This window comes from Pseudomonas sp. GW821-FHT07F01, assembly GCF_059418825.1.
Window position 1 is genome coordinate 473,102 of record NZ_JBWKQO010000001.1, and the last position, 14,425, is coordinate 487,526.

At 64.9% G+C, this 14,425-nt stretch carries 12 protein-coding genes; 6 read left to right on the forward strand and 6 right to left on the reverse strand.

The features are described 5' to 3' along the window. Positions 1-190: 190 nt before the first annotated feature. Together AC07R1_RS02220 and AC07R1_RS02225 are read left to right on the forward strand one after the other, a co-directional pair. On the forward strand, positions 191-1,636 hold the full coding sequence (locus tag AC07R1_RS02220; RefSeq protein ID WP_011060780.1) for a serralysin family metalloprotease: 1,446 nt from the start codon (positions 191-193) through the stop codon (positions 1,634-1,636). 116 nt (positions 1,637-1,752) lie between these two features. Then, positions 1,753-2,388, forward strand: a complete 636-nt coding sequence (locus AC07R1_RS02225; protein WP_220224202.1) for an SUKH-3 domain-containing protein — start codon at positions 1,753-1,755, stop codon at positions 2,386-2,388. 322 nt (positions 2,389-2,710) lie between these two features. On the opposite strand, the gene AC07R1_RS02230 is transcribed toward AC07R1_RS02225, so the two are convergent. Further along, on the reverse strand, positions 2,711-3,460 hold the full coding sequence (locus tag AC07R1_RS02230; protein WP_401019591.1) for a glycine-rich domain-containing protein: 750 nt from the start codon (positions 3,458-3,460) through the stop codon (positions 2,711-2,713). Between the two features lie 207 nt (positions 3,461-3,667). On the opposite strand from AC07R1_RS02230, the gene AC07R1_RS02235 reads away from it, so the two are divergent. Further along, positions 3,668-4,894 (forward strand): DUF2599 domain-containing protein, encoded by a 1,227-nt coding sequence (locus tag AC07R1_RS02235; protein WP_011060782.1) that lies wholly within the window; start codon positions 3,668-3,670, stop codon positions 4,892-4,894. A gap of 131 nt (positions 4,895-5,025) precedes the next feature. Here the strand turns inward: AC07R1_RS02235 and AC07R1_RS02240 are convergent, their stop codons facing one another. After that, positions 5,026-6,648 carry an MFS transporter gene (locus tag AC07R1_RS02240; protein WP_011060783.1) on the reverse strand — a complete coding sequence of 541 codons (1,623 nt, stop codon included), beginning with the start codon at positions 6,646-6,648 and terminating at the stop codon, positions 5,026-5,028. Between the two features lie 195 nt (positions 6,649-6,843). Next, entirely contained in the window at positions 6,844-8,490 is a 1,647-nt protein-coding gene (locus AC07R1_RS02245; protein ID WP_495110051.1) for a GMC family oxidoreductase, read from the reverse strand. A 131-nt stretch (positions 8,491-8,621) separates the two neighbouring features. On the opposite strand from AC07R1_RS02245, the gene AC07R1_RS02250 reads away from it, so the two are divergent. Then, complete coding sequence (locus AC07R1_RS02250) at positions 8,622-9,515, forward strand: LysR family transcriptional regulator (protein WP_011060785.1); 894 nt, start codon at positions 8,622-8,624, stop codon at positions 9,513-9,515. A gap of 6 nt (positions 9,516-9,521) precedes the next feature. On the opposite strand, the gene AC07R1_RS02255 is transcribed toward AC07R1_RS02250, so the two are convergent. Further along, on the reverse strand, positions 9,522-10,457 hold the full coding sequence (locus tag AC07R1_RS02255; RefSeq protein WP_495110052.1) for a phytanoyl-CoA dioxygenase family protein: 936 nt from the start codon (positions 10,455-10,457) through the stop codon (positions 9,522-9,524). A 180-nt stretch (positions 10,458-10,637) separates the two neighbouring features. Then, positions 10,638-12,152, reverse strand: a complete 1,515-nt coding sequence (locus tag AC07R1_RS02260; protein ID WP_495110053.1) for an MFS transporter — start codon at positions 12,150-12,152, stop codon at positions 10,638-10,640. Between the two features lie 155 nt (positions 12,153-12,307). Between AC07R1_RS02260 and AC07R1_RS02265 the strand changes: the two genes are divergently transcribed. Then, positions 12,308-12,937, forward strand: a complete 630-nt coding sequence (locus AC07R1_RS02265; RefSeq protein ID WP_015635232.1) for a TetR/AcrR family transcriptional regulator — start codon at positions 12,308-12,310, stop codon at positions 12,935-12,937. A gap of 31 nt (positions 12,938-12,968) precedes the next feature. Continuing rightward, positions 12,969-13,343, forward strand: a complete 375-nt coding sequence (locus AC07R1_RS02270) for a hypothetical protein (RefSeq protein WP_019094398.1) — start codon at positions 12,969-12,971, stop codon at positions 13,341-13,343. A 36-nt stretch (positions 13,344-13,379) separates the two neighbouring features. On the opposite strand, the gene AC07R1_RS02275 is transcribed toward AC07R1_RS02270, so the two are convergent. Next, positions 13,380-14,420 carry a DUF6602 domain-containing protein gene (locus AC07R1_RS02275; protein ID WP_019094397.1) on the reverse strand — a complete coding sequence of 347 codons (1,041 nt, stop codon included), beginning with the start codon at positions 14,418-14,420 and terminating at the stop codon, positions 13,380-13,382. Positions 14,421-14,425: the final 5 nt, after the last annotated feature.

Consider the following 14,425-nt stretch of genomic DNA (forward strand, 5'->3'; position numbering starts at 1 on the left):
CCTCGTGCGAGTGGAAAATTTACCCCGTGCCAGAGCGTCCCGGGGGCTTTGTAGGACAAAAAAAACCGTGGACTCACGGCTGACGGATATGTCAGGTTTCCAGCGCCTCAATGGGCGAGTGATAGGACGATCTCGCAGGCGGGGTCGCAGCTGTCCTATCGGATTTTTTGTCTGGAACAAGGACGTAGCAATGTCAAAAGCACTCTCGGAAGCAGTCGGCAACGGCATCGATTCGGCCGCTCAGGCCAGCCATGCCTACCAGCAAGTTCTGGCCTTCAGCCACCTGTATGACCGTGGCGGCAGCGAGCTGGTGAACGGCAAGCCATCCTTCACCGCGGACCAGGCGGCGGATTCGATCCTGCGCAAAGGCCTGTCCTGGCACGACCAGAACGGCGACGGCAAGATCGACCTGAGCTACAGCTTCCTCACCGAAAAACCGGCCAACTACAACCCGGCCCTGGGCAGCTTCAGCGAGTTCAGCGCACTGCAAAAAGCCCAGGCGCTGCTGTCCCTGCAATCCTGGGCGGACGTGGCCAACGTGACCTTCACTGAAGCGGCCAAGGGTGGCGACGGCCACATGAGCTTCGGCAACTACAACGTCAGCACCGGCGGCGCGGCCTTTGCCTACCTGCCGTCCGGCAGCAGCTACGACGGCCAGTCCTGGTACCTGATCAACGACCAGTACCGGGTCAACGAAACCCCGGGCAACGGCAACTACGGCCGCCAGACCCTGACCCACGAAATCGGCCACAGCCTGGGCCTGTCCCACCCGGGCGTGTACAACGCCGGCAGCGGCAGCCCGACCTACAACGACGTGACCTACGCCCAGGACACCCGCGGCTACAGCCTGATGAGCTACTGGAGTGAGAGCAACACCGGGCAGGACTTCAGCAAGGACGGCGGCGGTGCCTACGCCTCGGCGCCGTTGCTGGACGATATCGTTGCGGTGCAGAAGCTCTATGGCGCCAACCTGGAAACCCGTGCCGACGACACTGTCTACGGCTTCAACTCCAACACCGGTCGGGACTTCTACAGCGCCCACAGCGCTTCGGACAAGCTGGTGTTCGCGGTCTGGGACGGCGGCGGCAACGATACCCTGGATTTCTCGGGTTTCACCCAGAACCAGAAGATCAATCTCAATGAAGGGGGCTTCTCCGATGTCGGCGGCCTGGTGGGCAACGTGTCCATCGCCCATGGCGTGACGGTGGAAAACGCCATCGGCGGCTCGGGCAATGACCTGCTGATCGGCAACGCTGCGGCGAACATCCTCGAAGGCGGTGCCGGCAACGACATCATCTATGGCGGTGGCGGTGGCGACACCCTGTGGGGTGGGGCGGGGGCTGATACCTTCGTCTACGGCGCGGCCGCGGATTCGACCTTCGACGCCCCGGACTGGATCATGGATTTCGTCAGCGGCGAGGACAAGATCGACCTCACCGGAATCCCGCAATTCGCCTCCGGTGGTGCCACCCTGAACTTCGTCAGCGGCTTCACCGGGCATGCCGGCGACGCGATCCTCACCTACTACGCCGAAACCAACCAGACCAGCCTGATGATCGACCTGACCGGTCATGGCGCGGTGGACTTCGCCGTGGGTACCGTGGGCCAGGCGGCCGTTACCGACATCATCGCCTGATCGATCGGAAACAGTGGAGCGGCGCGCGATGCGCCGCTTCCACATCACTCTTCCCCTATCCCCCCTTGTTCTCCCCGGTCCCGGGCAGGTTTGACCGAGGCAGGGATGGGCTGGCCATGGCGTTGCCGTCGATAGCCGTGGATGTCGAGCTGTTGCGCGGAGCAACGGATAGCGTTCCGGCAGGGGGCGTATCCAGGGCTTTTGCGTTTCTCCTGCACTTTGATTATCTTCGCCGCATGAATCTCCTGACTCCGAACATAGAACCGTTTTTCAGAGCTGCCGGATGGGTCCCTGGCAGGGCCGTTGTGGTTGATCGTCACGTACCCCGCGCACATCCGGCATTTCGCATCCTGCAAGCATTTGGCGAATTGACCGTAGGGCATATCGGCACGGGGGAGGAGTGTGCCTCTAGTGACATCGAGTTTGGCTCTCCGGCGTGCCCCGATGAACAAGTAGATGGCTGGCAAGAAGCGCTGCGCACCGACTTTGTTTGCTTGGGTGATGTACATCATGGTCATGGACAGCTCTGGCTGGACAGCCAAGGCCGTTTGTTCTTGAACGGATTGGTCGCGTCCATGATGCTTTTTGTTGGGCATGATTTTGCCCAAGGCATCGAGGCCCTGCTCAAAGGGTATCGATCACACCCCATGCTGTTGCCATCGCAGGAGGACGTCATGGTGTGGGGAGAGCGTTTTCGAGCTGGCGATCCGCGTGTTCTAACGCCCGATTTTTTCCGCGCCCGCGCGCTCTGATGTGGGGGCTGGGCATCGCGCCCAGCCGCCGCAACAGCGTTTTCGCTACGTAGTGGCAGATCAGGCGGTGGACTTCGCGGGTACGACAGGCACTGCGCCTGCGCCTGGCAAATCACCGCTCCAGTACATTGCCTAGGCCACCTGGGCCGCGCGTTTCGACCCGGGTACGAAGAACAACGAATGGACCCTCAGCGTCACGCCGAAGGCCCGCGGCAAGACCCTGTGGAACCTGGACCGTTCCGTCCGACGGTATCGCCTGAAGCCGCGAAGGCCGCAGGCTGCAATCCATTCTGAGGGCTGTCGGTGGCGCGGCCCTAGGCGATCAATCGCCACCCCCGCCGCCACAACCGCCCCCACCGCAACCGCCGCTGTCGCCTCCACCGCCATCGCTGCCGCCACTGTCGCCATCACCGCCGAAACGCGAGCTGTCGCTGTCGCTGCTGCTGCCGGAAGAATCGCTGTCCAGGGAGCTGCTGTGCAGCTCGCTGCCGCAGTGCACCAGGGTGGCGCTGCCGCCGTTGTCGGTCAGGCGGCGCAGGGACTGGCAGTCGGCGACGTAGTGAAAGCCCCCGGCAATCTTCAGCTTGGTGTCCAGGGCGAACAGCAGTGGCAGGCGGCTGGGCTGGGCCGGGTTGATGTTCTCTTCCAGGCAGGCCTGGCGCCAGACCCGGCGCAGGCCGTTGTCGCTTTGTTGCGCGGCGTTCTGGCCGAGCACCGCCGCCGGGGTGTGGTGGAGGAACTGGCCGAAGGCCTGGTTGCAGAACTGCTGGTAGTCCCGGGTATGCAAGATGAATTCGTGCCACAGGTCGTCCACCACCTGGGACGGCATCGACACGTAGCGCTGGCCGCTCTTGAGGTAGGCGAGAAAGAACTGGCGCAAGCCCTGGGCCACCAGCTGGCAGTCCTTGAGGTTCAGGTGCGGGTGCTGGGTGCGCAGGGGCTCGAACAAGCGCGGCGGCAGGGTGAAATTGCGGATGTGGGCTTCCCGACGCAAGGCCGTGAGGGCTTTCTGACGGCGCCAGAACACCAGGATCAGGGCCAGGGCCACCACTGCGGGCAAGATCAACAGCATGTTCGGTCTCCGCCGGAAAAAGTGCCGAGACAGTGGCGCAATGCGGCGTTTTATTCAAGCCATCGCCGTGCGCCTGCTGCCGGTGGTGGGGATCGGGGACACAGGCCGGGAAAAGTCCATCAGGGCCAACCAGCACTTCTATCTTCTGCTTATTGCCGGACCACGACTTGGCTGGCCAGGGTTTACACACCACACGGAAGTCACCCCATGAAAGCACGCAGAACCCCCATTGCCGTTGCCATCGGCCTCGCCGGCCTGTGCCTGTTGCCCACGGTGCAGGCCGACCAGGGCAGCGACACGGTGGCCCGTCTCAACCAGTTGTACAACGACACCCGCCAGGATTGCGGCGGCCCGTCGAAACCGGCATTCCTGTGTTCCGGGGTGCTGTTTCGCGCCACCTGGCCGTCCACCGACTACCAGTTCTACAGCATCAGCCCGAAAAGCCAGGCCAGCGGCGGCGTATCGGCGTCCTACCTGCGCAAGGATTCGAAGTTCCGCAAGCTGGCCTACGGACTGCAGAGCGGCTTCATCTTCGACACCATCTTCGGCAACCCCAAGGATCACCAGGACTATGCGGTGCTCTGTTCCTTCCCCATCGACGCCGCCACCGACGACCGCGGGCAGCAGGGCTGCACCGACTCGCGGCGCACCCCGGGCAATGTCGAGAAGTACTGCCACGAGATCGGTGTGACCACCGCCGAGCAATGGGGCGCCAACTACCGACAGAACCGTGGCGACCACTCGCGCCAGTGTTCCTTCGATGTACGTGACGAACGCAACAGCGCCGCCGGCCCGGCGTTCTACCAGAGCATCCGCTCCATGGCGCAGATCGCCGCAGAATCCTTCGGCACTCAGAATGAGCTGCGCCTGGCCAAGTGGGAGGAAAAACCGCCGCAGTCGCCCTCGATCCTGGCCCTGTTCTACACCGAGGATGGCGGCCTGGAAGGTGCACGGCTGAACCAGATCCAGTGGTACAAGGCCGTGCAGCAGTACCTGCCGGTGATCAACATGAAGCTGCCGCAAACGCCGGCGCAGGACGCGAGTTTCGTCTACGACAACAAGAAGCAGGTGATCTACCCGATCACCGAGAAGAACAGCTGCGATCGCTATGTACAGAGTGCGGTGTGGATCGAACGTGATGACCCGGGCTTCGGCAAGAAAGTCATGACCCTGGAAGTCACGCCCACCGATTGCGGGCGCAACGTCAAGGACAACCAGACCAACAACTTCTTCAACGAACTGGCCAGCGACCACTACCTGGACGCCCAGTGGAAGAACAACCCGGACAACCGCGACAGCAGCGTGGGCAGCATGCGCCGGCAACTGGTCTGCCACTTCAATATTGCGCGCAACAAGCCGGAATGGAACCTGGAGCCTTCACGGCCCTACACCTCCAACGAAGACTCCATCGCCAAGGGCTGCAACAACACCTGAGGCCCGCCAGGCCGCCTTCGCCGGCAAGCCGACTCCTACGGCCCCCGCACTATCACCGGCCACCGTAGGAGCTGGCTTGCCAGCGAAGAGGCCCGCAAGACCGCCCCCGTCGGCAAGCCCGAGCTCGCTGCTCAGTTGTGGTTGATGTCGACGTCCCGGGTTTCCCGCAGGCACAACAACCCCACCACCAGGCTGACCCCGGTAATCAGCACCGGGTACCACAGGCCATAGAAGATATCGCCGGTGTAGACCACCAGGGCAAAGGACACGGTCGGCAGGAAACCGCCGAACCAGCCGTTGCCGATGTGGTAGGGCAGGGACATGGAGGTGTAGCGGATACGGGTCGGGAACAGCTCCACCATCAGCGCCGCCAGCGGGCCGTAGCACATGGCGGCAATCAGGATCAGCGCGACGATCAGCACCACCACCATGGTCTTGTTGACGTTCTGGCTGTCGGCCTGCTGCGGATAACCGGCCAGGGTCACTGCGCCGCGCAGGGCGGCCTCGTCGAAGCCGTTGATCTTCACATCACCGACGCTGACCTGCACCGGGCTGCCGGCGGGGGCGGCGATGCTGCTGTAGGGCAGGCCCTGCTTCACCAGGAAGGTCTTGACCTTGTCGCAGGGGCTGTCGAAGCGCGCCTTGCCCACCGGGTCGAACTGGAAGGTGCAGGTGGCCGGGTCGGCGGTGACGCTGATGGGCGCCTGGCGGCTGGCCTGGTCGATGGCCGGGTTTGCGTAGTGGGCCAGGGCCTTGAAGATCGGGAAGTACAGCAGCGTGGCCAGCAGCAGGCCGAGCATCAGCACCGGCTTGCGGCCGATCTTGTCCGAGAGCCAGCCAAAGAAGATGAACATCGGCGCGCCGATTACAACGCTGATGATCAGCAGGCTGTTGGCCAGGGCCGGGTCCATCTTGAGGAACTGGGTGAGAAAGAACAAAACGTAGAACTGCGCGGCATAGAAGGTCACCGCCTGCCCGGCATTGATGCTGAACAGGGCGATCAGCACCACCTTGAGGTTTTCCCACTTGCCGAAGGATTCGCGGATCGGCGCCTTGCTGGCGCGGCCTTCCTCTTTCATTTTCAGGAAGGCCGGCGACTCGTGCAGGCTCATGCGGATCCAGGTGGAGATGCCCAGCAGCACGATGGACAGCAGGAACGGCAGGCGCCAGCCCCAGACCTCGAACTGGTCGCCGGTGAAGTAACGGCAGGCCAGCACCACCAGCAGCGACAGCAGCAGGCCCAGGGTCGCGGTGGACTGGATCCAGCTGGTGTGCAGGCCGCGCTTGCCCTGGGGCGCGTGCTCGGCCACGTAGGTGGCGGCGCCGCCGTACTCGCCGCCCAGGGCCAGGCCCTGGAGCATGCGCAGGGCCACCAGGATGATCGGCGCGGCGATGCCGATGCTGGCGTAGTTGGGCAACAGGCCCACGGCGAAGGTCGCAACGCCCATGAGGATGATGGTGGCAAGGAAGGTGTACTTGCGCCCGATCATGTCCCCCAGGCGGCCGAACACCAGGGCGCCGAAGGGGCGCACCACGAAGCCGGCGGCAAAGGCCATCAGGGCGAAGATGAAGGCCGTGGTGTCGTTGACCCCGGCGAAGAACTGCTTGCTGATCACCGCCGCCAGGGCGCCGTAGAGGAAAAAGTCGTACCACTCGAACACCGTGCCGAGGGACGACGCGAAGATGACCTTCTGGCTGCCCTTGGCAGTGGAGTCCTGCAGGGGCGCGTTCAGGGGCTGTGCGTGTTCTGACATAGGGGGCTTCCTTACAGTGATTATTGTTGTTGTTCCACTGCCGACGCCGTTTCCGGCGCCGCTGTTGCAGATTCACCGCGACCGCACGATGAACCCTCGTTTCCCTCATCCGTAGGAGCTGGCTTGCCAGCGAAGAGGCCCGTGAGCCGGGCGCCGGCCTTGGGGGTTCCTTCGCCGGCAAGCCGGCTCCTGCGCTCATGCCGGGGTGGCGGGCTCCTTGTGCTGGACCGTGCTCCTGGGGACGCTGGCAAGGATCAGTTCAGCGGCCTTTTCAGCGATCATCAAGGTCGGTGAGCAGGTATTGCCCGAGGTGATGCGCGGCATGATCGAGGCATCGGCGATGCGCAGCCCCGCAATGCCGTGCACCCGCAGTTGTGCGTCCACCACCGCCTGGGCATCGCTGCCCATGCGGCAGGTGCCCACCGGATGGAAGATGGTGGTGCCGATGCGGGCCGCGGCCTCGTGCAGTTGCTCGGTGCTTTGCAGCTCGGGGCCGGGCAGGTATTCGCTGGGCTTGAAGGGTTGCAGGGCCGGGGCGCCGACGATGCGTCGGGTCAGGCGGATGGCGTCGGCGGCGACCCTCAGGTCCTCGGGGTGGCTCAGGTAGTTGGGCTGGATCAGCGGCGCATCGCCGGCCTCCACGGAACGGATCTCGACCCGGCCACGGCTCTGCGGGCGCAGGTCGCAGACCGAGGCGGTAAAGGCCGGGAAGGCGTGCAGCGGTTCGCCGAAACGCTCCAGGGACAGCGGCTGCACGTGGTACTCCAGGTTGGCCCGGGTCTGTTCCGGGCCCGAGCGGGCAAAGGCGCCAAGCTGGCTGGGGGCCATGGACAGCGGGCCGCTGCGGTCATACAGGTAGCGCAGGCCCATGCCCATCTTGCCCCACAGGCTGCCCGCGATCTGGTTCAGGGTGCGGGCGTTCTCCAGCTTGTAGATCAGGCGCAGTTGCAGGTGGTCCTGCAGGTTGCCGCCCACCCCGGGCAGGGCATGGCTGACGCCGATCCCCAAGCGTTGCAGGAGCGGCGCCGGGCCGATCCCCGAGCGCTGCAGGATGCTCGGCGAGCCGACGGAGCCGGCGCAGAGGATGATCTCGCGGCGCGCCTTGAAGTTCTCCAGGCGCCCCTGGCAGCTGGCCCGCACCGCTGTGGCGCGGCCGTCCTCGAGGAGCAGCCGCTGCACCTCGATGCCGGTCAGCACCACCAGGTTCGGGCGCTGGGCGATGGGTTTGAGAAAGGCCTTGGCGGCATTCCAGCGCACCCCGGCCTTCTGGTTGACCTGGAAGTAGCCGCAGCCTTCGTTGTCGCCGCCGTTGAAGTCGTCGATGGTGCGAATGCCGCTCTGCTCGGCAGCGCTGCGAAAGGCATCGAGGATCGGCCACGACAGGCGCTGGCGCTCGACCCGCCATTCACCGGCGGCGCCGTGCAGTTCGCTGCCGCCGGCAAAGTGGTTCTCGCTTTTCTTGAACAGCGGCAGCACCTGGTCCCAGCCCCAGCCCGGGTTGCCTTCAGCGGCCCAGCTGTCGTAGTCGGCAGCCTGGCCACGCATGTAGATCATGCCGTTGATCGACGAGCAGCCTCCCAGCACCTTGCCCCGCGGGTAGCTCAGGCTGCGGCCCTGCAGGCCGGGCTCGGCCTCGGTCTTGAAGCACCAGTCGGTGCGCGGGTTGCCGATGCAGAACAGGTAGCCCACGGGGATGTGGATCCAGGGATAGTTGTCGCGGCCACCGGCTTCCAGCAGCAGCACACGGTGCTGGGGATTGGCCGACAGGCGATTGGCCAGAAGACAGCCGGCGGGGCCGGCGCCGACCACGATGTAGTCGTAGGCGTCAAAGGCAGGGAGCATCCTTAACCTCGTTTTTCGTTCTTATTGGGAACCATCCTAGTTGTTAGCTTTCGTTAAAAGAATGTTAGTTTTTACCCACCCGCTGTGCGTTTTCTAACAGCGTTGGCCTTCGACTCCGCCAAGGAAACCCCATGTTCGACTGGAATGACCTGCGCTTCTTTCTTGAGCTGCAACGCAGCGGCCGCCTGCTGACCGCCGCGCGACGGCTGAACACCACCCACGCCACGGTGGCCCGGCACATCGAGGCGGTGGAGAAGGCCCTGGGCACCGCACTGTTCGTCCAGCACGCCCAGGGCTACGAACTGACCCCGGCCGGCGAAGCGCTGCTCAAGCACGCCGAGGCCATGGAAAACGTCGCCTTGCTGGTGCAGGAAGAGATCACCCAGTCCAGCGCGCCTTTGGGCAAGATCCGTGTCGGGGTCACCGAGGGCCTGGGGGTGAAGTTTCTCGCCAGCCGCATGGTTGGGCTGTTCGAGCGGTATCCGGGGCTGGAAGTGGAACTGGTGGCGGTGCCGCGCTTTGTCAGCATTCTCAACCGCGAGGCGGAGATCAGCATCCACCTGGAGCGCCCCAGCGCGGACATGCTGGTGACCCGCAAGCTCACCGACTACCGCCTGGCGCTGTACGCCAGCCAGGCCTACCTGGACCGCGCTCCGCCCTTGCGCAGCCGCGAGGACCTGGGCCGGCATGCCTGGATCGGCTACGTCGATGATCTCTTGTTCAGCCAGGAGCTGATGTTCCTCAACAGCTTCTGCCGCAACCCCCAGGTGGTGTTCCACAGCACCAGTGTCATTGCCCAGCAGGAAGCGGCCCGTTCCGGCTTGGGGATCGCCGTGCTGCCGTGCTACATGGCCGCCGCCGACCCGCAACTGGTGCCGCTGCTGCCGGCGGAAAGCATCCAGCGCGCCTACTGGATCAGCACCCGCCGCGAACTGCACAAATCGGTGCGGCTGCGGGTGGTCTGGGATTACCTGGTGGAGCAGTGTGCGGCGCAGCAGCAGGTGTTGCTAGGGCCTGAGATCTAGCCTGGATCAGAGGATCGGCCCGCAATGGACCGAGCTGCGGATCGGTGCCCCGGGCGTGATATCGACGAAGCGCGAGCCGTAGGACACTGGGTTCAGCGGGCCGCCGTCCAGGCCCATGCCCAGGCCACCGGCGCTGCGGGTTTCGCCGTCCTGCATCAGTGGATCAAGGCATGCCCGCCAGTCCAGCAGGCGCAGGGTCACGGCCTGGCGGCGTTCCAGGTCGCCGTCCAGCAAGGGGCTGGAGCGGTGCCACAGGTATTTGCTGAACAGCAGGGCGTCGCCAGGATCGAAGGCCTCTTCGATGCGTTGTTCCTCGAAGGCGTCGGTAAGCACCCCGGGCGTGCAGTAGGTCTGGCGCAGGTGCGCGGAAAATTCGGCCACCGACTCGCCCCGTGCCAGTTTGCCTGCCAGCAGGCGCGAGAACTGAAAATTCTCCTGGGCCGAGAATTGCGACAGGGGCACCCAGGCCATGCCGCCACCTTGCACTTCGGGGCGGATCGGCTGCAACGGCATCCACAGGCTGAAGGCCGGGTCCTGGGGGCGGATGTAGCGAAAGTTCAGCGAGTCGTAGTGCCAGGCAAAGCCCGAGCGTCCCACCCCCAGCTCGAAACTCTGGGCCTCGCTCATGATCAGGCGGCAGCCGCTGAGGCGGGTCAGCACCTGGGCGAAGGCCGGTTGCCGGTAGAGGCGCTCGAGGATGCCGACCTGGGTCACCCGGTGGGTCAGGCGACTGAAACCGTCGCCATGGGCCGAGGTGCCCGAGGAGGTCGGGCGCAGTTGGCTGTTGGCCAGCTCGCGCAGTTGCAGGATGGCCGCAGGCGTCAACAACCCCCGCAGCTTGATGAAGCCACGCTCCTTGAAATGCCGTAGATCGTCCTGGTCCAGGCGTAGCGGGTTGACCAGGGCAGGGGCGGTGTCAGGCAGGACCGGGGGCAGGTTCACGGGGGTATTCCATTACCAGGGGACAAGGCCCTTGAGTATGGACAGTGCGCGCCGGGGCGACAGGCTGGATTCGACCTTGAGCAACGCCTTTGCGACATCGGGCAGGGAGGACGGCGCCTTAGTCGTCAGGCCGGATGTAGCGGTCCCGGACCTGGAAGGTCGGTGCCACCACGGCGCTTGTCAACGAGCCGGCCTGGTGCCGGGGCTGCCGGCAGGCTCGCGGACCGCTTGCTGGCGAGTTCCCAGCAACAGCCCCATGGCCAGCAGGCTGGCGCAACCGGCCAGGGCCATGGCCAGGCCAAATCCGCTGGTCATGGCGGCGCCATAGAGGTCGGCGAACAGCGGGTCGTGCAGCGGCAGGCGGTGTTCGGTCACCGCTTGCCGGGCCAGTTCGGCGGCGCCGTCGAACCCGGCCGCGGCGCCGGATTCGCTGAGCACTTGCACTGCCCGGGTGCTCATCAGGCTGCCGAGCAGGGCGATGCCGACGCTCATGCCGGTCTGGCGCAGGGCGTTCATGCTGGCCGAGGCGATGCCGGCGCGCTCTGCCGGTGCGCAGGCCATCACCACCAGCCCGGTGGCCGGCACCGCCAGGCCCATGCCCAGCCCCAGCAGACCGAACAGCGAACCCACCAGCCAGTAGGGCGTGTGGGCATCGAAGCCGGCCATGGCGCTCATGGCCAGGCCTACCAGGCCATAGCCGCCAACCATCAGCCAGGGCAGGGGGATGCGCCGGTGCAAGCGGCCAAAGAGCATCGATACAACGCCTGTGACCACGAACTGCGGAAGCATGCGCAGGCCGGTGTCGGCGGCGGACCAGCCCTGGATCTGCTGCAGGAAGATCGAGAAGAAGAACAGGCTGCTGTAGCAGGAAAACCCGAGGATGAACGAGGCCAGGTTGGCCACCGCAAAGGGCCGCTGGCGAAACAGGGTGACGGGCACCAGGGGCCGCTGCACTCGACGCTCGACCTGGATCAGGGCCAGCAGCGCCAGCGTCGCCAGCAGCAATGAGGTGAGCGCCTCGCGGCTGCCGAAACCGTCCTCGCCAGCGACGATCAGGCCGTAGGTCAGGGCCCCGAGGCAGAGCACGCTGAGGATCTGGCCCAGGGGGTCGAGCGCGGCGTGCTGGGGGTACTTGCGCTCGCTGATGCCCCAGCCGCCCAGGGCCAGGGCCAGCAGGCCGATGGGCAGGTTGATCAGGAAAATGCTCTGCCAGCCCAGGTGCTCCAGCAACAGGCCACCCAGCAGCGGGCCGAGGATCAGGGCCAGGGCGCTGAAGGCCGACCAGCCGCCGATCACGTGGGCCCGTTGCCGAGGCTCGGGAAAGGCGTGGCTGAGGATCGGCATCGCCCCGGGAATCAGCAGGGCCCCGGCCAGCCCCTGCACTGCGCGCCCGGCCAGCAGCAGCGAAAGCTCCTGGGCCAGCGCGCACAGCGCCGAGCCGAGGCAGAACAGCAGCACACCGATCAGCCAGCAGCGCTTGTGGCCGTAGCGATCCCCCAGGGGGCCTGCCGAGAGCATGAACGCCGAGAGGCAGATGGCGTAGGCATTGACCACCCATTGCAGGCCGCCCAGGTCGGTGGCCAGGGCCTGCTGCAAGGTTGGCAGGGCGACGTTGACGATGCTGATGTCGAGGGACGCCAGGAAGGTCCCGAGGTAGGCGGCGGCGACCAGGGCCGGGCGACGATAGCGCTGCATGGTGTATCTCCCGCAAGGTCTGGAATGGGCTTGCAGGGCGAGCATAGTATTTTGACTGACCGTCGGTCAATGGAGAATGAAAAAGATTCTCAACTCTCTTTTCCTCCACAAATCCCCTAGAATGGCGGCCTTTGTCGAACAGCCCGGATTCGTTCATGAGTGTCAAAACCTCCCCGGTTGCCAAGCGCGCTGCCCAGCCGCGGCCGCGCACCAAACCGGCCGAAGTGCGCCTGGAAGAGCTGATGGCCGCCGCCCAAGACCTGTTCCTCAGCCAGGGCGTGGAAGCCACCACCATCAGCGAGATCGTCGAGCGCGCCGAGGTGGCCAAGGGCACCTTCTATCACTACTTCCAATCCAAGAACGACATGCTGGTGGCCCTGGGGCAACGCTATACCCAGCACTACCTGCAGCGCCTGGAGCAGGCGGTGGCGGCCTGCCCCGAGGACGACTGGGTGGCGCAGCTCAGCAGCTGGATCCGCACCAGCGTGCAGGCCTACCTCGACACTTACCGCCTGCACGACATCGTCTACCCCAACCACCATCATCACGACCGCGGCAACCCGGAAAAGAACGCGATCCTCGAGCAGTTGCTGGGACTTCTCGAAGGCGGCCAGCGCGCCGGCTGCTGGTCCCTGGCCCAGCCAGGGGTGATCGCTTCGCTGATCTACGCCGGGGTGCATGGCGCCACCGACGATGTGATCGCCGCCGGCGAGGACGATGGCCGGGCCCTGGCCGAGGCCATTGTCCAGGCGTGCCTGCGCATGCTGGGCCTGCCTCCTTCTTGATGTTTCCACGGGTAAAAGGAACGACCCTGCAATGAAAAAGATCAACCTCATTCTCGGCGCCGCGCTGGCGCTGTACCTGGCGTACCAGGCCTATGGCTCGTTCTACTACGGCACGCCGTATCAGGGCCGCGACTACAGCGCCGACCAGGCCTTCTACTACCAGAAGTACCGCTTGTTCAGCTGGCGCACCTGGATTCCCACCATGACCATGCCCGGCGATGGCGACAGCTCGCGCTACAGCGTTGGCGGCTACCTGCGGGTGTTCAAGGCCGACGGCACGCTGGTAGGGCAGTCCTATGACGGCTGCATCGCGGTGGTGGAAGTGTTCTGGTACGACGACGCAGTGGGTGGCTTCGGCTGCAGCGAGCACTTGATCGCGCTGCCCACGAAGGCCACGACGGGCTGAGCGCCCAGTCGCGGTTTGCGGGCCCTGTCGATCGCTTCAGGCCCCGGCCTTCCACAAGCCGAACTTGCCCGCCAGATCCAGCTTGGGATCACGCACCCGGGTCAGGTTGATCGCGGCGCCGGACCAGCCGCCCTCCATCTCTTCACTCAGGTGGTACTTCAACAGGTTGTACTGGATCGCCGTCCCCCCCAGTTGCTGGTAGCCGATGCGTGAGGTCACCGCCTCCAGCAAGCTGGAAATCAGGTATTGCAGCGGCGTTTCGTAGGCCTTGATGGCGATGCCGTAGTCGAAGCTCTCAGCGTTGCTTTCGCGAAAGCAACCGAAGAACTCCTGCTTGCTCATGCTGCTGGACATGGCCGTGTTGTAGCTCTGGCGACAGGCCTCCAGGTCGGCGGCGCCGGGCCGGGGCAGGGCCAGGTGGTTGTTGAGGTTCTTCAGGGTCACACAGCCCTGGGTGGCAATGACCTCGGGCATCAGTGTCACGTCCAGTTCGCCGGCACGGTCGGGGATGTTGTGCCAGGCATTCAGGCTGTTGCGCAAAAGCTCCAGGCTGCTGCCGGGGTAGCCTCGATACCCGTACACATAGGCTGGCGGCAGCACCAGGCCCATGACCGAATTCATCTGCGACACCGTCAGGTTCTGATAGTCGCGTCCATAGATGCGGGCGCTGTACTCGTCCAGGGAGTGGCGCAGCACCGAGGGCTTGAGGTTGCGCACCGACTTGCCGTTCTCCAGCGCCTCGAACAGGCTCTTCTCGTTGAGTTGGGACTTGACCTCCACGGTGGCGATCACCCCTTCGATCAGGTACACGTCCGCCGAGCCGAAGGTACGCAGCGTGGGGAAATCGTTGCGGTAGATGATCAGGTCGATCTGCTTGGAGATGCTCCCTTCGGAGTCGATGATCTGCCCGGCACCGATGCTGATGTTGCTCGGCAGAAAGCGCTTGAGGACGTCACGGATGAAACTCTCCCGGGCGTCACCGAGGACGCCGGAGTGGCTGGCGATGGTGCTGCTGACGCTGAAGCTGCTTTCCAGGACCCGGGCGATGGATTTCGCCCATTTGCTGATGATTGCCATGGGGC